Source organism: Streptomyces sp. NPDC056128, from assembly GCF_042263835.1.
GTDB lineage: Bacteria > Actinomycetota > Actinomycetes > Streptomycetales > Streptomycetaceae > Streptomyces.
Window position 1 is genome coordinate 1 of the sequence record NZ_JBHJVQ010000032.1, and the last position, 23520, is coordinate 23520.

A 23520-nucleotide genomic window follows, 5' to 3' on the forward strand; every position below is an offset into this window, starting at 1 on the left:
GCGCCCCCCCCCAGCGGGGGGGCCGCCCACACGGCGTTCCCGTACGCCTCCGACCGATAACCTCTGCCCGTGAGCAGGAACGCCGCCTTCAGTCCACCGCCGGGCGCCCGCGCGTACCGGATGTCCACCGTGCGCGGTGAGTTCGCCGTCGTCGACTCGCCCGTGGCCGACGGGGTGGCGGCGCGGGGAACGGTCCTGATGCTGCCCGGGTTCACCGGCAGCAAGGAGGACTTCACGCTGCTGCACGCACCGCTCGGGGTGCGCGGGTACCGTACGGTCGCCGTCGACGGGCGGGGGCAGTACGAGTCGGACGGCCCCGAGCACGACGAGGCCGGCTACGCGCGCCCCGAGCTGGCCCGGGACGTGCTCGCGCAGGTCGCCGCCCTCGGGACGCCCGTCCATCTCGTCGGGCACTCCCTCGGCGGCCAGATCGCGCGGGCCGCCGTCCTGCTCGACCACGCCCCCTTCGTCTCCCTCACGCTGGTCTCCTCGGGCCCGGCGCGGATCTCCGAGTCCCAGCGGCTGCGCGTGAAGCTGCTGCGGGACGCGCTCGACACCTTGACGATGGCCGAGGTCTGGCAGGTGATGCAGGCCATGGGGCCGCCCGAGGAGGTCGGCGCCCCGGCCCCCGCCCACGGCCCGGAGGACCCGGTGCGGCTGCGCGAGCGCTGGCTGGGCACCAGGCCCGCCCAACTGCGCGCGACGGGGCGCCAGTTGTGCACGGAGCCGGACCGGGTCGCGGAGCTGGCCGCGCTGGCGCTGCCGTATCACGTGCTGTCCGGCGCCTACGACGACACCTGGCCCGTACCCCTCCTGGACGAGATGGCCGTACGCCTGGACGCGCGCCGGACCGTGGTCGCCGGCGCCGAGCACTCCCCCAACACCGACCAGCCCCAGCCGACCGCCCGCGCACTCGCCGACTTCTGGGACGACGTCCTTCAGCGCCCCACGGAGGCCGGTCCCTAGTACTGCGCCCGCAGGTGCTCCCAGAAGCCGTCCCGCAGGGCCCGTCTCAGGTCGGCCTGGCCGCGCAGCGAGTACTGGAGCAGGCCCTCGGCCTCCACCAGCAGGTCCTGGTCGACCGAGCCGGGGAGGTAGGGGTGGCCGGGGAGGAGTTCCAGCAGGGTGTCGCGGCCGCGGGCGGCCAGCCACTTCGCCGCGATCTGCGCGCCCACGAAGCGGACGTCCTCGCGGGCCGGCCGGGTGCCCGCCGCGTCGAAGGCCTGGGCCGCGCGCCGGGAGACGTACGGCTTGAAGAACTCCAGGTCGAAGGTGCGCTGGCTGTCGACCTCCCAGAGCAGCGGGTCGGCCTGGTTGCGGCCGTCGGGGGCCTCGATGCCCCAGAGGTGGACGCGGGCGCCGTACCCCTGCGCGGCCTCGACCGCGGAGACCAGGTCCTCGTCACCGCCGAGCAGCGCCGCGTCGCTGATGGCGCGGTACCGGGCGAGGGACTCCAGGTCGGAGCGGATGAGGGAGTCGACGCCCTTCTGCTGGTTGTTGGCGTTGAGGTTGCCCAGGCGCACCTTGACGTCCGGCAGTTCGGCGATGGACTGCTGCTCGGCGGTGTGGATGCGGCGGCGGGCGCCGTCGTACCAGTAGACGCGGAGCAGGCGGCTGTCCGCGAAGATGGTGCGCGCCTTGTCGATGAGCGCCTCGATCAGCCCCTCGGCGTCCAGGTCGAAGGCCCGGCGGTCCTCGGTCCCGGTCACCAGCCGCCCCGCCGCCGCGTACAGGTATCCGGCGTCGACGAAGATCGCGTGGGTCGAGGGTGTCTTCGCCACCTCGGCGAGCATGCGCAGCAGCAGCTCGTTGGTGCGGTCGATACGGGCGTTCAGGGACGCGAGGTCGGCGTTCATCGCCTCCATTGTCCCGGCGGTCACGCTGCGAACACAACTGGTCCCGGTCAGTCTTGTATCGGACACCCATCGCGCCGCAACAAGACGCTTACCTGTCAGTAATTAGTCGTTCGAAAAATTTCCTTAGCGTAGGGAATGTTTGCATCGGGCATCCCGTTGACTTATACGGAAGCCCGGGCACCGACGACCCAGGAGCCACACCAGTAGTTCTCCTCAGGAGGATGACCAGATCAAGGGAGAGGCCATGCGCTTTGAAGTCATGCGACTCGACGACGTCGACGGGACCCCCGTCGACACGACTGTCGTGGACGCCGCCTCCGTAAACCGGATCGTCCAGCAGGCCGCCGCCATCGGACAGCGCCTGTGGATCCGCCCCGCCGAACCCTCGGCCTTGTAGCGCGGACCCTTCACACACCCGGGGCCCCCGTACGGAACGCCGTACGGGGGCCCCGTGCGTGTCGGGTGCGTGTCCGGGGACCGCGCTCAGGCGCCCTGGATCACCTGCGTGACACCGTTGATGATCTGCTGGACCGCGATCGCGGAGAGCATCATGCCCGCGAGCCGGGTCACCAGGACCACACCGCCGTCCTTGATGACGCGGATGATCAGCAACGAGTACCGCATCACCAGCCACAACACCACGTGGATGGCGAGGATTGCCGCCCACACCGAGACCTGGCCGGTCACGCCGTCCGCCTTCTGCACGGCGAGGATGACCGACACGATCGCTCCGGGCCCGGCGAGCAGCGGCATGCCCAGCGGCACCAGCGCCACGTTGACGTCCTTGGTCTGCTTCGGCTCGTCCGTCTTGCCGGTGAGCAGGTCGAGGGCGATCAGCAGGAGCAGCAGCCCGCCCGCGATCATCAGGGCGGGCACGGACACGTGCAGGTAGTCCAGGATCTGGTGCCCGAGCAGACCGAAGACGGTGATCACGCCACCGGCGACGCAGACCGCCTGGAGGGCCATCCGCCGCTGCACCTTGGCGGGGCGCCCGGAGGTCAGCGCGAGGAAGATCGGGGTGATCCCGGGGGGATCCATGATGACGAAAAGGGTCAGGAAGAGGGAGCCGAAGACGGCGAAGTCGAACATGGGTGAGCTACTGGCCTTGCGGGAGAGGGCGGGAGAGGGACAGGTCGCGCGGGAGGTGAGGCTCAGGCCCCGCCGGCCCCCGGCACGGGGAACGCCCCGAACGCCCGTCGCGTGATCTCCCCGTACACCTCGGGGTCGGTCGTGTACTGGCCGAGCACGCAGGTCTTCCGGCTGCCGTGGTAGTCGCTGGAGCCGGTCGTCAGGAGCCCCAGCTCCTTCGCGATCCCGCGCAGCCGTGCCCGGGTGTCCGCGTCGTGGTCCATGTGGTCGACCTCTATGCCGTCGAGCCCGGCGGCGGCCAGGTCGGCGATCGCGGTCTCCGGCACGGTGCGGCCCCGCTTGACGGCGGCCGGGTGGGCGAAGACGGCGACTCCGCCGGCGCCCTTGATCAGCCGGAGCGCCTCGAAGGGGTCGGTCTCGTGCTTCTCGACGAAGGCCCGGCCGCCGTCGGCCAGCCAGTCCGCGGTGAAGGCGTCGCCCACCGTCGGCACGACGCCGAGTTCCACCAGCGCGGTGGCCACGTGCGGCCGCCCGACCGAGCCGTCGCCGGCGATGCGGGCCACCTGCTCCCAGGTGACGGGCACGCCCAGGCCGTTGAGTTTCGCGACCATGCCACGGGCCCGCGGCACGCGGTCGTCGCGGACCAGCTCGCGCTCGGCGAGCAGGGCGGGCTCCTCGGGGTCGAAGAGGTAGGCCAGCATGTGCATGCTGACGCCGTCGAGCCGGCAGGAGAGCTCGGCCCCGGTGACCAGGGTCAGGCCCTCGGGCAGCGCGGCGAGGGCCTCGGCGTGGCCGCGGGTGGTGTCGTGGTCGGTGAGCGCGACGACGTCGAGACCGGCCGTGGCGGCCTTGCGCACCAGCTGGGCCGGGGTGTCCGTGCCGTCGGACGCGGTGGAGTGGGTGTGCAGATCGATGCGCACGACGCTGACTCCAAACGGTGACGGGACGGAAGGGACGCTCAAGGATAACCGGTACCGCACCCCGCCCTGTCACACCCGCAAGGGCCTTGCGCCCCCTACACCAGGCCCGCACCGAGGCGTCGGACAGACCCTAGGGCTGGATCAGCCGAGGCGACAGGGCCCCGCACGGCACCAGGTCGATCTCGGCACCCGCGTCCCGCAGGTCGGTGAGCACCAGTTCCTCGTACATCAGCAGCCCCGACCGCTCGGGCCACACGACGGCCCACAGCCACATGCCCAGGGCCTCCCCGGCGAAGACCGCGCGGTCGACGGGTCCGCCCGAGACGTGCCAGAGGGGGGTCGGACGGCCGGCGGCCAGGACCTTGGCCTGCGGCGGCTTCTCCACGTTCATGTACGGCCCCGGGTCGGGGGCGTCGAGGCCGGCGTAGCGCGCGCCCAGGCCGACACCGAGTTCCTCGGCGATCAGGATCAGCTCACCGATGCCGCCGAGCGGTCCCGGCCCGGAACAGGCCACCGCGGTCGCGCGCCCACCGGTGCGGTCGTCGCCCGCGCAGGCCACCCCGGTGAACAGCCAGCCGACCGGCAGCGGCCAGGGCATCCAGACCGGCACCTGGGTGCGGTGCACCACGACACCGAGCGCCTCGACGCTGGGCGGGAGCACGGGCTGGAGCGGATGCACGGTGCCGTGCAGATCGCACTGCCAGGAATCGGCGAAGAGACCGGGAGCCCTGACCCGGCCACCACACTTCGGGCAACTGGGTTCGCCCCTCATACAGCCCCACGGTCCTACCCTCACTCCCCCACGTCAAGGACGATCACCCATCCGGAGGGAAGCCCGCGTCCCGGGCCCACACCTGCGAGTTTAGGTGTACGTTGCATTAATTAGCGGAACTAACTTAGTATGTGTAAACACCAACCATCTCGTCGGCATTGGAGCACTGGCATGGACCCCTTCGACGCGGGTGCGGGCGGCATCCTGCGACAGCCCAAGGCGGTGTGGGCGACGGCCGGCGCGTCCGTCGTGGCCTTCATGGGCATCGGGCTCGTCGACCCGATCCTGCCGTCCATCGCGAAGGGCCTGGACGCGAGCGCCGGCCAGGTCTCCCTGCTGTTCACCTCGTACTTCCTCATCACCGCGCTCGCGATGCTGGTCACCGGCTTCGTCTCCAGCCGCATCGGCGGACGCAAGACCCTGCTGCTCGGCCTGGCCTTCGTCGTGGTCTTCGCCGGTCTCGCGGGCACCTCCGACACGGTCGGCCAGCTCGTCGGCTACCGGGCCGGCTGGGGTCTGGGCAACGCGCTGTTCGTCTCGACCGCCCTCGCCGTCATCGTCGGCGCCGCGGCCGGGGGCAGCGCGGCGGCGATCCTGCTCTACGAGTCCGCGCTCGGCCTCGGCATGGCGTGCGGCCCGCTGCTCGGCGCCCTGCTCGGCGACGCCAGCTGGCGCTACCCGTTCTTCGGCACGGCCTTCCTGATGGCGATCGGCTTCCTTTGCATCACCGTGTTCCTCAAGGAACAGCCGAGGCCGGCCCGCAAGACGTCACTGCTCGACCCGATCAGGGCGCTCGGCCACGGCGGCCTCGCCTCCGCCGCGGTCTCGGCCTTCTTCTACAACTACACGTTCTTCACGGTGCTGGCCTTCACCCCGTTCGTGCTGAACATGACCCCGTACAAGTCCGGCGCGGTGTTCTTCGCCTGGGGTGTGCTGCTCGCCGTCTTCTCGGTCCTGGTCGCGCCGCGCATGCAGAAGCGGTTCGGCTCGCTGAAGGTGCTCGGTGGCTCGCTGGTGCTGCTCGCGGCCGACGTACTGGTCCTCGGCTACGGCAACCACACCGCCGCGATCGTCTGCACGATCCTGTCCGGCGCGTTCATCGGCGTGAACAACACCGTCTACACCGAGCTGGCCCTCGGGGTGTCGGACGCGCCGCGGCCGGTGGCGAGCGCCGGGTACAACTTCGTGCGCTGGTTCGCGGCGGCGGCCGCGCCCTACTTCGCGCCGAAGATCGAGGAGTGGACCGACATCCACATCCCGTTCGTGGTGGCGGCCGTCACCGCCGTGCTGGGCGCGGTCGTGGTCCTCGTACGGCGCCGGGCGCTCACCCACGAGGCGGAGGAGCTGGAGACCGGGCACGCGACCGAGGACAGCGTCACCGTCTTCGCCAACTGAGAAGCGGGGAGACGGACTTGGTGAGTTCCGTCACTCCAGTGGGACGGACCTGCGGGACGGATCGCGCAGGTCCGTCCCGTGCGTCAGCCAGCGCTCCTGGAGGGCCTGCGCGCCGTGCACGCGCTTCCAGGCGGCCTCGTTCGGCGTCATCGGCAGCAGCGGCAGGAACCGTACGGGGTCCAGCGGGGCGTCCAGCTCCAGGTCCTCGACCAGGCCGCCCGGCTCGGCGACCAGGACCGAGGTGAACGGCGCCCCGGGCCACAGCGCCTCCCCCACGTCCAGCGAGGCGCCCGGCGCCACGATCACGCCCTCGACCTGCGGGGAGGCCGCCAGCACGGCGAGCGGCCGCAGCACCTTGCCGGTGTCGGCGACGCCGGCCCGGACGGAGAGCACCAGCTCGGCGCGGGGCCCCTTGACCGGGTCGGCGAGCGGGGCCGTCGGATCCGCCATGGGCTGCGCCGACATACCGAGGGTGGCGTAGCGGACGATGTCGCCCTCCTGGCCCGCGGCGGGGAAGCGCAGCACCTCGATGCGGTCGGTGCCGAGGAAGGTGACCGCCGCGCGTGCGTCCGGTTCGCCCAGCGCGCTGCGCAACCGGGCCTCCACCAGAGGAAGAACATCAGCCATGCGGCGAGCATAGAACTCGTCGTGAACCGGCAAAGCGGCGCCTTGACACCTTGGGTGACTGGTACTCTGGGCCAGCGGTTCGGGGCAGCGCTCAGCGCATCGCGATCAAGCACCCGACGCTATGAAGACTCCCCTACGGGGAACCCCTCCAAACAAGGGGTATGGATCGTCCCTCACGAGGGACCGGCCGGAGGAGGTGGGCGGCATGGACCGAAGTCGACCGTGCAGTACCACCCGCTCTTCCGGCCACTGACGCAGCTGTTCCGGTTCCTGCCGCTGCCGCTTTCCGTCCGCGCGCCCTTCACGCGGAAGAGCACTCCGTCTCGTAGTGCCTGATCCGATCCATCGACGCCCCTCGCGTCGATCCGTGTCAGCAGCTGAATCAGCAGCGAAGCCGGCCACCGCGACGGTGCGGTGCCCCCCGCTTTGTGGACGCGCCGAGCACGCGTAGCCAGGACGTCCCCATTCCGGGCGGTTCCACCCGTCTCCGGCCCCGTTCGCTGCCCGTCGCGAAGGAGCCTCCCATGTCGATGATCCGTGACCTGCGCGCCGCGGTCCGCCCGTCCCGCGTCTCTCTGCGCAAGGACAACGGCGCCTACGACACCACCCGCGACCCGGGGACCCCGTCCGCCGTCGTCGACTGCGCCGTCTACCGCGACGGTGCCCGCGTCGAGACGGACACGCCGCTGACCCCGCACACGGCGATGCGCCAGGTGCGCCGCGACGGCGGCTTCGTGTGGATCGGTCTGCACGAGCCCACCGAGGACGAGTTCGCCGGTATCGCCCGGGAATTCGGGCTGCACCCGCTGGCCGTGGAGGACGCCGTCCAGGCCCACCAGCGGCCCAAGCTGGAGCGCTACGACGACTCCCTGTTCACGGTCTTCAAGACCATCCACTACGTCGACCACGACGAGCTGACCGCCAGCAGCGAGGTCGTCGAGACCGGCGAGGTCATGTGCTTCACCGGGCGGGACTTCTTCATCACCGTCCGGCACGGCGGGCAGGGCTCGCTGCGCGCGCTGCGGCACCGGCTCCAGGAGGACCCCGAGCTGCTGCTCAAGGGCCCCTCGGCGGTGCTGCACGCCATCGCCGACCACGTCGTGGACGGCTACATCGCGGTCGCCGACGCGGTGCAGGACGACATCGACGAGGTCGAGACGGAGGTGTTCTCGCCGGGCCGCAAGGGCAGCCCGCGCGGCACGGACGCCGGCCGGATCTACCAACTCAAGCGCGAGGTGCTGGAGTTCAAGCGGGCGGTGGCGCCGCTGCTGCGCCCCATGCTGCTGCTGAGCGAGCGGCCGATGCGGCTGATCGACCCGGAGATCCAGAAGTACTTCCGGGACGTCGCCGACCACGTGGCCCGGGTGCAGGAACAGGTCGTGGGCTTCGACGAGCTGCTGAACTCGATCCTCCAGGCCAACCTCGCCCAGGCGTCCGTCGCGCAGAACGAGGACATGCGCAAGATCACCTCGTGGGCGGCGATCATCGCCGTACCGACGATGGTGTGCGGGGTGTACGGGATGAACTTCGACTACATGCCGGAGACCCACTGGAAGTTCGGCTATCCGCTGGTCCTGTCCGTCACCGTCGTCATCTGCCTGGGCATCCACCGCACGCTCAAGCGCAACGGCTGGCTCTGACCGGGGCGGACGGGCGCTGGATAGGCTGACCGCATGACACGCGAGCTGCTCGACCAGGCCCTCGTCGAGGAGGCCACGAAGAAGTCCGGCCTCATCTGGGCCAAGGGTCCCGGCGTGCCCGCCCGGGCGCTGTGGCACGTCTGGCACGAGGGCGCGGCCTGCGTCGTCGGCGACGGGCCCGGCGAGCAGCCGCTGCCGGGGCTGACGGACGGGGCCGCGGCCGAGGTGACGGTGCGCAGCAAGGACAAGGGCGGCCGGCTGGTCACCTGGGCGGCCCGGGTCGTGGAGCTGCCGTCCGGTTCCGAGGCGTGGCAGGCCGCGGTCGCCGACCTCAAGGGCAAGCGCCTCAACGCCCCCGACGGCGAGGCCATGACCGACCGCTGGGCCCGCGAGTGCCGGGTGCTCCGGCTGGAACCGACCGGGACCACGGCCCCGCTGCCCGACGACGCGCTGGCCGAGCCGCCCCTGCCGACCTCGGCGACGACCCGGAACCCGGCACCGGCCGGACTCCCCCGCCTGCTGCTGAAGCGGCGCCGCCGGTAGGGCCGGTCCGGGATCAGGACGACGGGAGCTGCTTGCCGTAGTCCAGGGTGTCGTCCTTCGGTGGCTCCTTGAGCGCGAAGTCCTTGTTCCAGTCCGAGAAGCTCAGCGTGCCCGCGCTGCCCGCCCGCACCAGCCGCAGCGGGTACGGCGCGCCCTCCAGGGAGACGTCGAGCGAGCCGCCGGCGCCGTCGTCGCCGGTGATCCGGATGGTGCGGACGCCCGCCTGCTCGTGCCGGCCGTCGGTCTTGACCTCGCCGTGCAGCGTCAGCAGACCTCCGAGGAGGACGTCCTTGTCCGTGAAGCCGCTGAACTTCTTGTACACGGGGTCGCCCTGCGGCACCTTCACGTACTTGCCGGCCAGCTTCTCGGCGGCCTTGGCGTCGCCGCCGTCGTGGCTCCAGAACCCGGCGTCGGCCTTGAGGAAGAGCTGCTCGCCGACGCGCAGCAGCCCGAACGTCGTCCCCTCGGCGGCGACCGAGCCGGTGCCGCCGTCGGCCTTCAGCCGCATGTCGAGGCGGTACGTGCTCCCGCCGGCGGCCACGGTGCCGTGCAGGCGCACCGTCTCGGCGGACTGGGCGACCGAGCGGGACTTGGTCTGGATCTTGTCGGCCGGAAGCTTCCCGAGGCCGTTGGTGCCCGCGTCCGGGTCCTCGCCGCCGCATCCCGTCAGCCCCGCGCCCGTCACCGCGGCCAGGGCACACACCACGCCCTTGAGAGCGGCCCTGCGGACACGGCTCCGGGGAGTCACAGACACAGGTGGAACTGCCTTTCTGACAGGGGCTGACACGAGGCGTACGGACGCCGGTGGCGGGCTGACCGACCGGACGGCGTACCGCAGCGTACCGGGGCCCCGGAGGGCGAACGGAGCCAGTCCGTCCGGACCGGCCGCCAGGGCGCGGCCGATCGGGACGGGCTAGCCTGAAGCCCGTCCGAGCGGGCAATTCGGAAAAGAGACACCGTACGAATCAGCCGTCACGCACTCTGAGCCACGCACTCTGAGGCACGCTTACGAAAAGGAGCCGCGGCCATGGCAGCGGGCGCCCCCCGGATCTTCGTCTCCCATCTCTCCGGCATCGCCGTGTTCGACCCGGCCGGCGACCAGGTGGGTCGGGTGCGCGACCTGGTCGTCATGCTCCGGGTCGGCCGCAAACCCCCGCGGGTGCTCGGGCTGGTCGTCGAACTCACCACCCGCCGCCGTATCTTCCTGCCCATGACCCGGATCACCGGCATCGAGTCCGGCCAGGTCATCACCACCGGAGTGGTCAACGTCCGGCGCTTCGAGCAGCGGCCCACCGAGCGCCTCGTCTTCGGCGAGCTGCTCGACCGGCGGGTCCAGCTCACCGAGACGGGCGAGGAGGTCACCGTGCTTGACCTGTCGGTGCAGCAGCTGCCGGCCCGCCGGGACTGGGAGATCGACAAGGTCTTCGTGCGCAAGGGCAGGAAGGGCGGCGCCTTCCGGCGGGCCAAGGGCGAGACCCTGACCGTCGAGTGGTCCGGCGTCACCGGCTTCTCCGTGGAGGAGCACGGGCAGGGCGCCGAGAACCTCCTCGCCACCTTCGAGCAGCTGCGCCCCGCCGACCTCGCCAACGTCCTGCACCACCTGTCCGCCAAGCGCCGCGCGGAGGTCGCCGCCGCCCTCGACGACGACCGCCTGGCCGACGTACTGGAGGAGCTGCCGGAGGACGACCAGATCGAGATCCTCGGCAAGCTCAAGGAGGAGCGGGCCGCGGACGTGCTGGAGGCGATGGACCCCGACGACGCGGCCGACCTGCTCGGCGAGCTGCCCGAGGAGGACAAGGAGCGGCTGCTGAGCCTGATGCAGCCGGACGACGCGGCGGACATGCGGCGCCTGATGGCGTACGAGGAGCACACGGCCGGCGGTCTGATGACCACCGAGCCGATCGTGCTGCGGCCCGACGCGACCGTCGCCGACGCCCTGGCCCGGATCCGCAACCCCGACCTGTCCCCGGCGCACGCCGCCCAGGTCTACGTGTGCCGGCCGCCGGAGGAGACGCCGACCGGCAAGTACCTGGGCACCGTCCACTTCCAGCGCCTGCTGCGCGATCCCCCGTACACCCTGGTCGGGTCGATCCTCGACGACGATCTGCGGCCCCTGGACCCGGACGCCGCACTGCCCGTCGTCGCCGGGTTCTTCGCCGCGTACGACATGGTCGCGGCGCCGGTCGTGGACGACTCCGGATCGCTGCTCGGCGCGGTCACCGTGGACGACGTACTGGATCACATGCTGCCCGACGACTGGCGGGAGACCGAGTTCCACCTCGACGAGCCGGCCGGGGCGGCGAAGGAGGGGAGCGCCGATGGTGCCTGAGCGTGAGACGGCGACCCGGGAGCGGGCCGCGTCGGGAGCCACGGCCTCCCGTTCCCGTGCCCGCCTGGACCAGCCCCGCGCGCCGCGCCGCCGCATCCTGCCCGAGTGGGACCCGGAGTCCTTCGGCCGGCTCTCGGAGCGGGTCGCGCGGTTCCTGGGCACCGGGCGGTTCATCGTCTGGATGACGTTCGTCATCATCCTGTGGGTGGTGTGGAACGTGTCCGCGCCGAGCGGCCTGCGGTTCGACGAGTACCCGTTCATCTTCCTGACGCTGATGCTCTCGCTGCAGGCTTCCTACGCGGCCCCTCTGATCCTGCTCGCGCAGAACCGGCAGGACGACCGGGACCGGGTCAATCTCGAGCAGGACCGCAAGCAGAACGAGCGGTCGATCGCCGACACCGAGTACCTGACCCGGGAGATCGCCTCCCTGCGCATCGGCCTGGGCGAGGTCGCCACCAGGGACTGGATCCGCTCCGAGCTGCAGGATGTGCTCCGGGACCTGGAGGAGCGGCAGAACGGCCACCACCCCGACCGCGGGGTATTCCCGGCGGATCGCCCGCCGGGGCGTGACGTACACGACCGCTGACGGGGCTTACCCTGCCCGGTGTCCGGCGCCGTACCATCGTCACTATGGCTACGGAAGACGCGGTGCGCGAAGCACTGGCGACGGTGAACGACCCCGAGATCAACCGGCCCATCACCGAGCTCGGGATGGTCAAGTCGGTGGAGATCGGTGCGGACGGAGCGGTCGCGGTCGCCGTGTACCTGACGGTCTCCGGCTGCCCCATGCGGGACACCATCACACAGCGCGTGACCGACGCGGTCTCGCAGGTCGAGGGCGTCACGCGCGTCGACGTCGAGCTGGACGTGATGAGCGACGAGCAGCGCAAGGAGCTGGCGAGCGCCCTGCGCGGCGGCCAGACCGAGCGCGAGGTCCCCTTCGCCAAGCCCGGCAGCCTCACCCGGGTCTACGCGGTCGCGTCCGGCAAGGGCGGCGTCGGCAAGTCGTCGGTGACGGTGAACCTGGCGGCGGCGATGGCGGCGGACGGCCTCAAGGTCGGGGTCGTCGACGCCGACATCTACGGCCACTCCGTGCCGCGCATGCTGGGCGCCGACGGACGCCCCACCCAGGTCGAGAACATGATCATGCCGCCGTCGGCGAACGGCGTGAAGGTCATCTCCATCGGCATGTTCACGCCGGGCAACGCCCCGGTCGTCTGGCGCGGCCCGATGCTGCACCGCGCGCTCCAGCAGTTCCTTGCGGACGTGTACTGGGGCGACCTGGACGTCCTGCTGCTCGACCTGCCGCCCGGCACCGGTGACATCGCGATCTCCGTGGCCCAGCTCGTGCCGAACGCCGAGATCCTGGTCGTGACGACCCCTCAGCAGGCCGCCGCCGAGGTGGCGGAGCGCGCCGGGGCCATCGCCGTGCAGACCCACCAGAAGATCGTCGGCGTCGTCGAGAACATGTCCGGCCTGCCCTGCCCGCACTGCGGCGAGATGGTCGACGTGTTCGGCACGGGCGGCGGCCAGTCGGTCGCCGACGGCCTCACCCGCACGACCGGCGCCTCCGTGCCGGTGCTCGGTTCCATCCCGATCGACGTCCGGCTCCGCGAGGGCGGCGACGAGGGCAGGCCCGTCGTGCTGTCCGACCCGGAGTCCCCGGCGGGCGCGGCCCTGCGCTCGATCGCGGGCAAGCTGGGCGGCCGTCAGCGCGGCCTCTCGGGGCTGTCTCTGGGGATCACACCGAGGAACAAGTTCTGACCCTCCCAGCGAGGTGACCCGGGGCGCTGTCCGGCAGGACGGCGCCCCTCGTCGTATCCGGACGGCCGCCGGGCGCTAGGCGTAGGCGGCGATGTCCTTGACCACCGAGAAGGCCAGGCCGTACGCGCTCATGCCCCGGCCGTAGGCGCCGAGGTGCACGCCCTGCTCGGTGGACCCGGCGAGGACCCAGCCGAACTCGGACTCCCGGTAGTGGAAGGGCGTCGGCACGCCGTCCACGGGGAGGGACAGGGTCGTCCAGTCCTCGCCGTCGAGGTCGTCCGCGAGGACCCAGGCCGTCTCCGTCTGCTGCTCCAGCCAGTCGTCGCGCAGCGAGTGGTCCATCTGGCCGGGCCAGGTGAAGGACAGCAGGCCCACGCCGGCGAGCCAGGCCGCCGAGGAGACCGAGGTGGCCTCCAGCAGGCCCGTGCCGTCGGCGCTGCGCCGGTCCGGGTTGGCCGCCACGGTCACGACGACCGCGAACTTCTCCTTGGCGTCCTGCTCGTCGCCCGCGACGTGCTCGTTGCGGACCGACGGTTCGTCGCCGTGCCCGATCGAGCCGTGCTCCACGCTGCCGTCGGCCGCCGTACCGATCTGCATCAGCCGGCGCCGTCCCGTGAACGCCTCGTCGAGGCCGTACCACGGGAAGGGCGCACTCAGGTAGCCGTCGACCGTCTGCCGGCCGGACGGGGACTGTGGTCCACCCTCCGCGGCCGGCGTCTGCGCGACCGCCTGACTCGTCGTCTCCATGTGCCCGGACGCCTCCTCGCTCTCGTCGGAACGGAACGGCCCGCCCCCCTTCGGGCGCACTCGTCCGGTCCGCACAACAACTCGGGAAGCATAGCCACACCACCGGCGGCAGCCGGGAAAGCGCCCGGCGCGTGGGTCGCCCGGAGGTCGCCTTGGGGCCCGGTACGCCCCGTCCGGAGTATGAGACGCGTCACCTGCGGTGCGGTGCGGCGGGTGGGCTCAGGTGGCGTCGGCGTCGAAGGGCGGGCGGTCCTCGGCGGGCTGCTCGGGCTTCTCGGGCCTCTCGGGCTTCTTCGACATGTCGATGCGGCCGGCGCCCGAACCGGACGAGGACGCGGACCCGGACCCGGACCCGGACGACGAGGACTCCGTGTCGCGGCTGTGCACCGCGTCGGTGACCTCGGCCATCTCCTTCTTCAGGTCGAAGCCGTTGCGGAGTTCCTTCAGCCCCAGCTCGTCGTTCTCCATCTGCTTGCGGATGAACGTCTTGGGGTTGAGGTCCTCGAACTCGAAGTCCTTGAACTCGGGGCCCAGCTCCTGGCGGATGTCCTGCTTGGCGCTGTCCGAGAACTCCCGGATCTTCCGGATGGTGCGCGTCACGTCCTGGATGACCTTGGGGAGCTTGTCCGGACCGAAGACGAGCACGGCGAGAACAACGAGCGCGACCAGCTCGAGTGGTCCTATGTCATTGAACACCTGAAGCTCCTTGGGATGTCCGGGCCGCCACCACGGTACCCGCCGACCCCGCGTGACCGGTACCGTCCCGTGAGCCCCGAGTGCGTGTATGCGAGCGCTTTCCGAATTGTTTGCCTTCCGCTCAGTCGCCGTCGGAGGAGCCGAGGACCAGGGAGACCTTTGTTTCCTTGCCGCCGCGTTCAAGGGTGAGTTCGAGGCGGTCGCCGGGGCGGTGGGCGCGGGTCTTGACGATCAGTTCCTCGCCGGAGTGGACGCGTTGTCCGTCCACCGCGGTGATCACGTCACCCGGCTTGATGCCGGCCTTGGCGCCGGGACCGCCCTTGGTGACCGCGGATCCGTCGGCGCCGACCCGGGCGCCGTCACCCGTGTAGTTCATGTCGAGGGTGATGCCGATGACCGGGTGGCTGGCCTTGCCGGTGTTGATCAGTTCCTCGGCGACGCGCTTGCCCTGGTTGATGGGGATGGCGAAGCCGAGCCCTATGGAGCCGGACTGGCCGCCCTCCGACTCGGCGCTGCCGCCGCCCGCGGAGCGGATGGCGGAGTTGATGCCGATGGCCCGGCCCTGGGAGTCCAGGAGGGGACCGCCGGAGTTGCCCGGGTTGATGGGCGCGTCGGTCTGGAGGGCGTCGACGTACGACACGTCGCTGGCGTCGCCCTCCTCGCCGCCGGCGGTGATGGGGCGCTCCTTGGCGCTGATGATGCCGGAGGTGACCGTGCCCGCCAGGTCGAAGGGGGCGCCGATGGCCACGACGGGGTCGCCGACCCGGACGTTGTCGGAGTTGCCGAGGGGCATGGGGGTGAGGCCGCTGACACCCTTCACCTTCACCACGGCGAGGTCGTATCCGCTGTCGCGGCCGACGACGGTGGCCTCGGCGGTGTCGCCGCTGTTGAAGGTCACCGTTATCTCGCCGCCGTCTCCGGCGGGGTCCACGACGTGGTTGTTGGTCAGGATGTGGCCGCGGTCGTCGAGGACGAAGCCGGTGCCGGTGCCCGCGGCGTCGCTGCCGTTGACGTGCAGGGTCACCACGCTGGGCAGGGCGCGGCCGGCCAGCGCCGCGACGCTGCCGGGCGCCCGCTCGGCGGACTCGGCACCGGCCTGCGGCAGCTCTACGGTGCCCACGCCGCCGTTGCGCTCCAGGTAGACGCCGATGGCGCCGCCCACGGTGCCGGAGATCAGCGCGATGAGCAGCGCTCCGCCGATCAGCGCCTTCCTGACCCCCCTGCGCCGCTCGTCCGGCGCCCCCGGGGGCCTGCCGCTGTGCTGGAGGGGCTCGGGGGCGGGCGACGCGGCCCAGGGGTCGTAGCGGCCCCAGGGGTCGAGCGGGGGCTCGGCGCCCTGCACCGCCGTCGGCTCGGGGGCATGGCTGCCGACGCCGACGGGCTCGCCACCCGGGGCGGCCGTGGGTGCGGGGACGCCGAGGGACGCCCCGTCACGCATCCCCGCGGGCTGCCGGACCGGAGGGACCGGGGGCGGGGCGTCCGCCAGCGTCGGGTCGGGGGTCGCGCCGGGCGGGGGCGCGGGGGCGGTGGGCGCGGGTGACGGCGGCGTGCCGTGGGGCAGGGGCGGGGCCGGGTGTCCGGTCGGCGGGGACGGGGGTGGGGCGTCCGTCAGCGCCGGGTCGGGCGTTGCACCGGGCGGGGGCGTAGGGATGGCGTGTGTGGGTGGCGGCGGCGTGCCGTGGGGCAGGGGCGGGGCCGGGTGTCCGGTCGGCGGGGACGGGGGTGGGGCGTCCGCCAGCGCCGGGTCGGGGGTCGCGCCGGGCGGGGGCGTGGGGAGGGCGGGCGTGGGCGTCGTTGCCGTGCCGTGGGCCGGGGTGGTCGCCGGGTGCTGGACGGGTGGGGCGGGTGCCCACGGGCCCGGTTCGCCGTACGGCGGGGTGCTGTACGGGTCGGGTTCGTGGAGGGGTTTGGGGCGCTCGGCCGACTGGGCGGGCGGGGTCGCCAGGGGGACGTCGCCGCCGGGCGCCGGGCGGTCCAGCTCGTAGTCACCCTCGTCGGCCGCGCGGGGCGGCACCGGGCGTTCGAGCTCGAAGTCGCCGCCGTCGGTGGGCTCGGGACCCGTACCGCGAGGGCGTTCCAGCTCGAAGTCGCCGTCGGTCGCGTCCTCGGACGAGCGGGGACGCGTCCACCACTTCGCCTTCGTGGGCTTCGCCTCGTTCATGTTCTCCCCCGCAGCTGGCCGCAGATCGTCGGCTCCAAGGGCTCTGGCGCCACCCCGGATTCAATCAGGTTCCGGGCCCGGCGCGCAGAGCCCGTCAGCGGATCGGACGGTGCGAGGGCACCGAAGAGGCCGTGGGGGCCGGGGGCACGGCCGGGTCGGGGGCGGGGGCGGCGAACAGGGCGGGTGGCCGGACCTCGGGCGCCGTCGACCAGGAGGCGAGCGAGAGCGGCGGCACCGCTTCCAGTGGACGTATCAACGGGGACATGGCGGCGGCACCGGCCGTCACCGGGGCGGTCAGCGCGTGCACGGCCTGCCGGCGGGCGTCGGCCCCGGGCAGCCCCGGCACCAGCGGCGCGGAGGCGCTGGTGGGAGCGACGGGGACGTCACCGAGCGACCGCTGCCCCTGGGCCTGCCCGAGCAGCGGACCGGCTGTGCGGCGGCGCTGGCTCTCGGACGTGGTGGCCGCTCCCGCGCCCTGGGTCCGGGTCGGCGTCACATTGCTGCCGGTCCCCGAGCCGCGGGCGTCGGTGGTGGTGTCCGGCGTGCCGAAGGTGACGCCGCCCAGGGCGATGGCGGCCAGCGAGACCGCTCCGGCGGCGGCGAAGGCGAACCGCAGTCCGCGCGAGGCCGACCGCTCGGACTCCTGGCGGCCCACGTCGTGGATCCGGAAGCCCCGCCCCGGTGCGGACGGCGGCAGGACGGAGGCGTGCGGCCGCAGCGGTGCGTAGTCGAACTCGAACCGCTCGCCCCGCTTCGGGCCGAGGGCGCCGGAACCACCGAGCCTTCCGGGCAGCCCGGTCAGGTCGTCGGCGAACCCGCCGCCGAACGGCGGCAGGCCGCCACCGTCCCCGTCACCCCCCGCGGGCAGCCCCTGGAGGCGGGCCAGGAAGCTCTCGGAGGGGGCCGGCGGGGCGGCTTCCGCGAAGACGTTCTTCAACCGGCGCTGCGCGTCGACCTCTGTCTTGCACTTCGGGCAGGTCGCCACGTGCGCCAGTACGCGCTCACGCGCGTCATGACCGAGCTCTCCGTCCACCAGGGCGGAGAGTCGGTCTCCCAGATGCTGCTCTGCGAGGTGTCCCTCGGATTCAGGCCGTGACCCACTCACGCGCTCGTGCCCCCTCCTCCCAGTGCGGGAACGCCGGCCACGAAGGAACGACGCTCGGCGCGCGCCTTGGGTGAACGGTGGGCGAGCGCCTTGCGGAGCTGGGAGCGACCGCGGTGGATGCGGGAGCGGACGGTACCGAGCTTGACGCCGAGGGTCGCGGCGATCTCCTCGTACGACAGCCCCTCGATGTCGCACAGGACGACGGCGGCACGGAACTCGGGCGCGAGGGTGTCCAGCGCCTGCTGGACGTCCGCGTCGAAGTGGGCGTCGTGGAAGATCTGCTGCGGGGTGGGCTCCTTGCTGGGCAGCCGCTCGGCCGCGTCGTCACCGAGCGCGTCGAAGCGGATGCGCTGCTTTCGGCGCACCATGTCCAGGAAGAGGTTGGTCGTGATGCGGTGCAGCCAGCCCTCGAAGGTGCCCGGCGTGTACGTCGACAGGGACCTGAAGACGCGGACGAAGACCTCCTGGGTGAGGTCCTCGGCGTCGTGCTGGTTGCCGGTGAGGCGGTAGGCGAGGCGGTAGACCCGGCCGCTGTGGGTGCTGACGATCTCCTCCCAGGTGGGCGGAGTCCACGCCTGCCCGTCCGCGTCGCTGGTGAAGGTCGCGGTCTGGGCGGGTCCCGTGGCGGGACCGGCGGCGTGGCTGTGGTCAGCAGCGGTGTCGTTCACGGATTTCGGCCTGCCTGCCGATCCGAGGAAGCGCCGCAGCACTCCGCCCCGATCCGCGGGTGCGGCCGCACCTCCCCTGTCGGCTCTGGTGGTGTCCAGTGGAGCCCCTACCATAGCCACCTCGCCCGTTAGCTCCGGATAAGCGGTTTTACGAGAATTTGATCTGTGCTGGCACGGCTCGTACGGCTGCGTCAGCAGTTGCTCGACGCCCTGGTCCATTCGCCGCCCCCCCGTCCCAGCCCCGGCCGCTCGTCGTCTCTTTGCTCTCCCCTTTAAACGACCGGTCCCATCTGCGGGTTCCCGACGCCAACGGATACAGTCACGCCGAGGCAACAACGGGGACAGGAGAGGGTCATTACCGGCAACCGGCAGACGAGCTGGGCGTTCTCCGACGCCTATGTCGCCGAGGACGACGCGCTGCTCTGGGCACGTGACCGGGCCCGCGAGGCGGGTCTGCGCTCGGTGACCCCGGGCACGGGTTCGGCCCTGGGGCTGCTCGCCGCTGCCGTGGACGCGAAGGCGGTCGCGGAGATCGGCACCGGCTGCGGCGTCTCCGGGATCCATCTGCTGCACGGAATGCGACCGGACGGCGTACTGACCACGGTCGACCCGGAGCCGGAGCACCAGCAGTTCGCCCGCCAGTCCTTCCGCGCGGCGGGCTTCGCCAGCAACCGGGCCCGGTTCATCCCCGGGCGCGCCCTGGACGTGCTGCCCCGGCTCGCGGACTCCGGCTACGACCTCGTCTTCTGCGACGGCGACCGCCTGGAGTACCTGGACTACCTCGCTGAATCGTTGCGCCTGCTGCGCCCCGGGGGCCTCGTCGCGTTCGAGGGCGTCTTCGGCGCCGGCCGGACGATCGACTCCGGACCGCAGCCCACCGAGGTGCTGCGGCTGCGGGAGGTCCTGCGCGCGGTGCGCGAGAGCCAGGAACTGGTGCCGTCGCTGCTGCCGGTCGGCGACGGGCTGCTCTGCGCCGTGAAGCGCTGAGCGGAACACCTGGGGCACCACCTGAGACAAACAGTCGCCCCGGCACCACGTGCGGTACCGGGGCGACTGAACGGGTATGGTCGCTCGCGCGTCAGCCGACGACCTTCTTGAGGGCGTCGCCGAGCGCGTCGGCCTCATCGGGGGTCAGCTCGACGACGAGCCGCCCGCCGCCTTCGAGCGGAACGCGCATGACGATGCCCCGCCCCTCCTTGGTCACCTCGAGCGGGCCATCGCCCGTCCGCGGCTTCATGGCCGCCATGCTCGTTCCCCTTCCTGATACCAGCTCACCGTCACCGCCGACGGCCCGTGAGGGCACGCGCAGTCCGGCCCGGACGCGCGACACCGGCATCGAACACATTGCTTCCCAGCCATTATCCCGCATCCCAGGACCCGATGACCAACATCGGTCGGCATCGCTTGGGCAACGCGCGCGAGCAAAACCACTCAATTCGGGGATGTGACTGCGATACTGCGCGCCCTCACCCACTTCCACCGAATGGATACGGACCGGAATTCTTTGACGCAGGTCACATCTCCGCAGCCCCGCGTCGGCGGCGATCTCCGTCATGCTGTTGCCCGACACACGCGACGAAGCGGAGGGGAATTCCATGGCCGACACCGTGCTCTACGAGGTGAGCGACGGGCTCGCGACGATCACGCTGAACCGCCCCGAGGCGATGAACGCGCTGAACATCGAGACCAAGGTCGCGCTCCGGGACGCGGTGCGCTCCGCGGCGGCGGACGCCGGGGTACGGGCGGTGCTGCTGACCGCCGCCGGTGACCGGGCGTTCTGCGTCGGCCAGGACCTCAAGGAGCACATCGGGCTGCTGGCCGCCGACCGGGAGTCGGGCTCGGGCGAGACCATGAGCACGGTGCGCGAGCACTACAACCCGATCGTGCGGGCGCTCGCGGAGGCCGAGAAGCCGGTGGTCGCCGCCGTGAACGGCGTGGCGGCCGGGGCGGGCCTCGGTTTCGCGCTGGCGGCGGACTACCGGATCGTCGCGGACACCGCCGCCTTCAACACGTCCTTCGCCGGGGTCGCGCTCACCGCGGACTCGGGCATCTCCTGGACGCTGCCGCGTGTCGTCGGCCCCGGGCGCGCCGCCGACCTGCTGCTCTTCCCGCGCAGCATCCCGGCCCAGGAGGCGTACGAGCTGGGCATCGCCACCCGGGTCGTGCCCGCCGCCGAGCTGCGCGCCGAGGCCGAACGGACGGCGCGGGCGCTGGCCGAGGGGCCGACGGTGGCGTACGCGGCGCTGAAGGAGGCGATGGCGTACGGGCTGACGCACTCGCTCTCCGAGACGCTGGAGAAGGAGGACGAGCTGCAGTCGCGGGCGGGGTCCTCCGAGGACCATGCGATCGCGGTGCGGGCGTTTGTCGAGAAGCGGAAGCCAAAGTATTTGGGGCGGTGAGCTCGGGGCTTGAGCGCCGTCGGGGTGGTGCGGGTTCGCTGTGGCTGGTCGCGCAGTTCCCCGCGCCCCTTAGGGGGCGCTTCTTGTCACGCACCTTGAGAGGTGGTCGTTGACCAAGCCGCATGCCTGCATCAGGGCGTATGCCGTCGTCGGGCCCACGAAGCGCAGGCCGCGCTTCTTCAGGGTCTTGGACAGTGCCGTGGACTCGGGGGTGATGGCGGGGACGTCGGCGAGGGTCTTCGGGGCGGGGCGGGACGCCGGGTCGGGGGCGTGGGACCAGATCAGTTCGTCCAGCTCGCCCGGCGCCCAGTCGGCGAGCACGCGCGCGTTGGCGAGGGTCGCGTCGATCTTGGCGCGGTTGCGGATGATGCCCGCGTCGGCGAGGAGCCGCTCGCGGTCCTCGTCGGTGAAGGCCGCCACCTCGGCGATCGCGAAGCCGGCGAAGGCGGCGCGGAAGCCGGCGCGGCGGCGCAGGATGGTGATCCAGGACAGGCCGGACTGGAAGGCCTCCAGGCTGAGCCGCTCGTACAGGGCGTCGTCCCCGTGGACCGCCCTGCCCCACTCCTCGTCGTGGTACGTCACGTAGTCCGCGGTGGACAGGGCCCAGGGGCAGCGCAGCGCGCCGTCCGGGCCGGCGACGGCCTCGCCGGTGCTCACTGCTGCTCCTCCGGGGCCGGCTTGTCCATCACCACGTGCTGGTGGGCGGCGGCGGCCCGGGCACCGGCCAGGGCGGACTCCAGGTCGGCGATGCGGGAATCGCGCTCGGCCAGCTCGGCGCCCAGGCGGCCGAGGGCGTCGTCGACGTCCGCCATGCGGTAGCCGCGCAGGACGAGCGGGAAGCGGAGCCGTTCCACGTCCGGGCGGCCCACCGGGCGGTCGGGGGGCAGGGAGTCCCAAAGCCGTTCGGGGTCGGCGTCGGGCAGCGGGCCGCTGTCGCCGCCGCTCACCACGGCCAGCGTCACTCCGGCCACCACGACGACCAGCGCGATGACGAGGAACAGGAACATGACCATCGCTGGGGCCCCCACGGTCGGATCGGTTGGGTCGGGTCGGTTGTGTCGGGTCCGATCGTGCCATGCGAGTCTGACAGCCAGCGGCACTGGGACGAGAGAACGGTATGGACGAGGAGATGTCACAGGGGATGCTCAGGCTGGGCAGGCGTGAATTCGCGGCGCACGAGCCGGTGATCATGGCGATCGTGAACCGGACCCCGGACTCCTTCTACGACCAGGGAGCCACGTTCCTCGACGAGCCCGCCCTCGCGCGCGTGGAGCGGGCGGTCGCCGAGGGGGCCGCGATCATCGACATCGGCGGGGTGAAGGCCGGGCCCGGCGACGAGGTGTCGGCCCAGGAGGAGGCGCGGCGGACGGTGGGTTTCGTCGCGGAGGTGCGGCGGCGGTTCCCGGACGTCGTGATCAGCGTGGACACCTGGCGGCACGAGGTCGGCGAGGCCGTGTGCGAGGTCGGGGCGGACCTGCTGAACGACGCGTGGGGCGGGGTCGACCCGAAGCTGGCGGAGGTCGCCGCGCGGTACGGGGTGGGGCTGGTGTGCACGCACGCCGGGGGCGCGGAGCCGCGTACGCGGCCGCACCGGGTGACGTACGACGACGTCGTGGCCGACATCCTGCGGGTGACGCTGGGGCTGGCCGAGCGGGCGGTGGCGCTGGGGGTGCCGCGGGAGTCGGTGCTGATCGATCCCGGGCACGACTTCGGGAAGAACACCCGGCACAGTCTCGAGGCGACGCGGCGGCTCGGGGAGATGGTGGAGACGGGGTGGCCGGTGCTGGTGTCCCTGTCGAACAAGGACTTCGTCGGGGAGACGCTGGACCGGCCGGTGAAGGAGCGGGTGCTGGGGACGCTGGCGACCACGGCGGTCTCGGCGTGGCTGGGGGCGCGGGTGTACCGGGTGCACGAGGTGGAGGAGACCCGGCAGGTCCTGGACATGGTGGCGACGATCGCGGGACACCGGGCGCCGACGGTGGCGCGGCGGGGGTTGGCGTAGGGGGCAGGGCGTCCGCCCCGCCCCCGAACCAGCGCCAGGGCCTAGCGGCCCGCCTCCTTGGAGACCAGGGCGACCGCCTCGTCCACGTCGTCCGTGACGTGGAAGAGGAGGAGGTCCTTCTCGGCGGCCTTGCCCTGGGCCACCAGGGTGCCCCGGAGCCAGTCGAGCAGGCCGCCCCAGTAGTCGGTGCCGAAGAGGACGATGGGGAAGCGGGTCACCTTCTGGGTCTGCACCAGGGTGAGGGCCTCGAAGAGTTCGTCGAGGGTGCCGAGGCCGCCGGGCAGGACCACGAAGCCCTGCGCGTACTTCACGAACATCATCTTGCGGACGAAGAAGTAGCGGAAGTTGAGGCCGATGTCGACGTAGGGGTTGAGCCCCTGCTCGAAGGGCAGTTCGATGCCGAGGCCGACCGAGGTGCCCTCCGCCTCCAGGGCGCCCTTGTTGGCCGCCTCCATGGCGCCGGGCCCGCCGCCGGTGATGACCGCGAAGCCCGCCTCGACCAGGCCGCGGCCCAGCCGGACGCCGGCGTCGTACTCCGGCGAGTCGACCGGCGTGCGGGCGGAGCCGAAGACGCTGATCGCGGGGGGCAGTTCGGCGAGCGTGCCGAAGCCCTCGATGAACTCCGACTGGATGCGCAGGACCCGCCAGGGGTCGGTGTGCACCCAGTCCGTGGGAGCGCGCTCGTCCAGCAGGCGCTGGTCCGTGGTGCTCTTCTGGACCTGACCCCGCCGCCGGAGGACAGGGCCCAGGCGCTGCTCCGCCGGTGGCCGCTTCTTGCCCTCGGGGTTGCCAGTAGCCATGCGCGCT

At 72.1% G+C, this 23520-nt stretch carries 26 protein-coding genes; 11 read left to right on the forward strand and 15 right to left on the reverse strand.

The annotated features are described in order from the left end of the window. Positions 1–69: 69 nt before the first annotated feature. The gene (locus ACFC1X_RS34475) at positions 70–966 is read left to right on the forward strand and encodes an alpha/beta fold hydrolase (RefSeq protein WP_376361683.1); all 897 of its coding nucleotides are present in this window, start codon (positions 70–72) and stop codon (positions 964–966) included. Here ACFC1X_RS34475 and ACFC1X_RS34480 read toward each other — a convergent pair. Continuing rightward, on the reverse strand, positions 963–1856 hold the full coding sequence (locus tag ACFC1X_RS34480) for an NYN domain-containing protein (protein ID WP_185832342.1): 894 nt from the start codon (positions 1854–1856) through the stop codon (positions 963–965). The two genes, ACFC1X_RS34475 and ACFC1X_RS34480, sit on opposite strands and share 4 nt — an antisense overlap. Before the next feature lie 244 nt (positions 1857–2100). Between ACFC1X_RS34480 and ACFC1X_RS34485 the strand changes: the two genes are divergently transcribed. Next, complete coding sequence (locus ACFC1X_RS34485; RefSeq protein WP_087807363.1) at positions 2101–2253, forward strand: hypothetical protein; 153 nt, start codon at positions 2101–2103, stop codon at positions 2251–2253. Positions 2254–2339: 86 nt separating this feature from the next. Here ACFC1X_RS34485 and ACFC1X_RS34490 read toward each other — a convergent pair whose 3' ends face one another. The 3 genes from ACFC1X_RS34490 to ACFC1X_RS34500 all read right to left on the reverse strand — a co-directional run bounded on the left by ACFC1X_RS34490 (position 2340) and on the right by ACFC1X_RS34500 (position 4637). Next, positions 2340–2945: a MarC family protein gene (locus tag ACFC1X_RS34490; protein WP_376361687.1), complete on the reverse strand. Its 606-nt coding sequence runs from the start codon at positions 2943–2945 to the stop codon at positions 2340–2342. Between the two features lie 62 nt (positions 2946–3007). Further along, the gene (locus ACFC1X_RS34495; RefSeq protein WP_376361690.1) at positions 3008–3865 is read right to left on the reverse strand and encodes a PHP domain-containing protein; all 858 of its coding nucleotides are present in this window, start codon (positions 3863–3865) and stop codon (positions 3008–3010) included. Between the two features lie 130 nt (positions 3866–3995). Beyond that, positions 3996–4637: a DUF6758 family protein gene (locus tag ACFC1X_RS34500; RefSeq protein ID WP_125492214.1), complete on the reverse strand. Its 642-nt coding sequence runs from the start codon at positions 4635–4637 to the stop codon at positions 3996–3998. Between the two features lie 171 nt (positions 4638–4808). Between ACFC1X_RS34500 and ACFC1X_RS34505 the strand changes: the two genes are divergently transcribed. After that, positions 4809–6032, forward strand: a complete 1224-nt coding sequence (locus ACFC1X_RS34505; RefSeq protein WP_376361693.1) for an MFS transporter — start codon at positions 4809–4811, stop codon at positions 6030–6032. Positions 6033–6062: 30 nt separating this feature from the next. Here the strand turns inward: ACFC1X_RS34505 and ACFC1X_RS34510 are convergent, their stop codons facing one another. Beyond that, complete coding sequence (locus tag ACFC1X_RS34510) at positions 6063–6659, reverse strand: suppressor of fused domain protein (RefSeq protein WP_161331881.1); 597 nt, start codon at positions 6657–6659, stop codon at positions 6063–6065. 524 nt (positions 6660–7183) lie between these two features. Here ACFC1X_RS34510 and ACFC1X_RS34515 point away from each other — a divergent pair. Both ACFC1X_RS34515 and ACFC1X_RS34520 read left to right on the forward strand, forming a co-directional pair. Further along, positions 7184–8299 carry a magnesium and cobalt transport protein CorA gene (locus ACFC1X_RS34515; protein ID WP_376361696.1) on the forward strand — a complete coding sequence of 372 codons (1116 nt, stop codon included), beginning with the start codon at positions 7184–7186 and terminating at the stop codon, positions 8297–8299. A 33-nt stretch (positions 8300–8332) separates the two neighbouring features. Continuing rightward, on the forward strand, positions 8333–8842 hold the full coding sequence (locus tag ACFC1X_RS34520) for a hypothetical protein (RefSeq protein WP_376361699.1): 510 nt from the start codon (positions 8333–8335) through the stop codon (positions 8840–8842). 13 nt (positions 8843–8855) lie between these two features. On the opposite strand, the gene ACFC1X_RS34525 is transcribed toward ACFC1X_RS34520, so the two are convergent. Further along, positions 8856–9596, reverse strand: a complete 741-nt coding sequence (locus tag ACFC1X_RS34525) for a hypothetical protein (protein ID WP_376361702.1) — start codon at positions 9594–9596, stop codon at positions 8856–8858. Between the two features lie 273 nt (positions 9597–9869). On the opposite strand from ACFC1X_RS34525, the gene ACFC1X_RS34530 reads away from it, so the two are divergent. Genes ACFC1X_RS34530 through ACFC1X_RS34540 form a run of 3 tightly spaced genes read left to right on the forward strand, consistent with a single transcriptional unit; the run spans position 9870 to position 12935 of the window. Continuing rightward, positions 9870–11171, forward strand: a complete 1302-nt coding sequence (locus tag ACFC1X_RS34530; protein ID WP_376361705.1) for a magnesium transporter MgtE N-terminal domain-containing protein — start codon at positions 9870–9872, stop codon at positions 11169–11171. After that, entirely contained in the window at positions 11161–11757 is a 597-nt protein-coding gene (locus ACFC1X_RS34535; protein ID WP_376361708.1) for a DUF1003 domain-containing protein, read from the forward strand. The genes ACFC1X_RS34530 and ACFC1X_RS34535 overlap by 11 nt, the downstream gene beginning before the upstream one ends. A gap of 44 nt (positions 11758–11801) precedes the next feature. Beyond that, complete coding sequence (locus tag ACFC1X_RS34540; protein WP_376361711.1) at positions 11802–12935, forward strand: Mrp/NBP35 family ATP-binding protein; 1134 nt, start codon at positions 11802–11804, stop codon at positions 12933–12935. A gap of 75 nt (positions 12936–13010) precedes the next feature. Here ACFC1X_RS34540 and ACFC1X_RS34545 read toward each other — a convergent pair whose 3' ends face one another. The 5 genes from ACFC1X_RS34545 to sigE form a co-directional block, all read right to left on the reverse strand. After that, a complete protein-coding gene (locus ACFC1X_RS34545) occupies positions 13011–13682 on the reverse strand; it encodes a hypothetical protein (RefSeq protein ID WP_376361713.1) in 672 nt (223 codons plus the stop codon). Positions 13683–13901: 219 nt separating this feature from the next. After that, positions 13902–14378: a sec-independent translocase gene (locus tag ACFC1X_RS34550; RefSeq protein WP_376361716.1), complete on the reverse strand. Its 477-nt coding sequence runs from the start codon at positions 14376–14378 to the stop codon at positions 13902–13904. A gap of 121 nt (positions 14379–14499) precedes the next feature. Continuing rightward, positions 14500–16539, reverse strand: a complete 2040-nt coding sequence (locus ACFC1X_RS34555; RefSeq protein WP_376361719.1) for a trypsin-like peptidase domain-containing protein — start codon at positions 16537–16539, stop codon at positions 14500–14502. A gap of 94 nt (positions 16540–16633) precedes the next feature. Further along, entirely contained in the window at positions 16634–17644 is a 1011-nt protein-coding gene (locus ACFC1X_RS34560) for an anti-sigma factor family protein (protein WP_376361721.1), read from the reverse strand. After that, positions 17641–18312: an RNA polymerase sigma factor SigE gene (gene sigE / locus ACFC1X_RS34565; RefSeq protein WP_376361724.1), complete on the reverse strand. Its 672-nt coding sequence runs from the start codon at positions 18310–18312 to the stop codon at positions 17641–17643. Before sigE ends, ACFC1X_RS34560 begins: the two co-directional genes overlap by 4 nt. Before the next feature lie 288 nt (positions 18313–18600). Here sigE and ACFC1X_RS34570 point away from each other — a divergent pair, with 288 nt between their 5' ends. Then, on the forward strand, positions 18601–19299 hold the full coding sequence (locus ACFC1X_RS34570; RefSeq protein WP_376361901.1) for an O-methyltransferase: 699 nt from the start codon (positions 18601–18603) through the stop codon (positions 19297–19299). Between the two features lie 91 nt (positions 19300–19390). Here the strand turns inward: ACFC1X_RS34570 and ACFC1X_RS34575 are convergent, their stop codons facing one another. Next, complete coding sequence (locus ACFC1X_RS34575; RefSeq protein WP_003966491.1) at positions 19391–19558, reverse strand: DUF3117 domain-containing protein; 168 nt, start codon at positions 19556–19558, stop codon at positions 19391–19393. Between the two features lie 349 nt (positions 19559–19907). Here ACFC1X_RS34575 and ACFC1X_RS34580 point away from each other — a divergent pair, with 349 nt between their 5' ends. Further along, positions 19908–20711, forward strand: coding sequence for an enoyl-CoA hydratase/isomerase family protein (locus ACFC1X_RS34580; protein WP_376361727.1), 804 nt, complete (start codon positions 19908–19910; stop codon positions 20709–20711). A gap of 69 nt (positions 20712–20780) precedes the next feature. Here ACFC1X_RS34580 and ACFC1X_RS34585 read toward each other — a convergent pair whose 3' ends face one another. Next, the gene (locus tag ACFC1X_RS34585; protein ID WP_376361730.1) at positions 20781–21368 is read right to left on the reverse strand and encodes a DNA-3-methyladenine glycosylase I; all 588 of its coding nucleotides are present in this window, start codon (positions 21366–21368) and stop codon (positions 20781–20783) included. Next, a complete protein-coding gene (locus tag ACFC1X_RS34590; RefSeq protein WP_376361904.1) occupies positions 21365–21724 on the reverse strand; it encodes a DivIVA domain-containing protein in 360 nt (119 codons plus the stop codon). Before ACFC1X_RS34590 ends, ACFC1X_RS34585 begins: the two co-directional genes overlap by 4 nt. Before the next feature lie 128 nt (positions 21725–21852). Between ACFC1X_RS34590 and folP the strand changes: the two genes are divergently transcribed. After that, positions 21853–22713 (forward strand): dihydropteroate synthase, encoded by an 861-nt coding sequence (gene folP / locus ACFC1X_RS34595; protein WP_376361906.1) that lies wholly within the window; start codon positions 21853–21855, stop codon positions 22711–22713. 41 nt (positions 22714–22754) lie between these two features. On the opposite strand, the gene ACFC1X_RS34600 is transcribed toward folP, so the two are convergent. After that, positions 22755–23513 carry a TIGR00730 family Rossman fold protein gene (locus tag ACFC1X_RS34600; protein ID WP_376361733.1) on the reverse strand — a complete coding sequence of 253 codons (759 nt, stop codon included), beginning with the start codon at positions 23511–23513 and terminating at the stop codon, positions 22755–22757. Positions 23514–23520 lie beyond the last annotated feature (7 nt).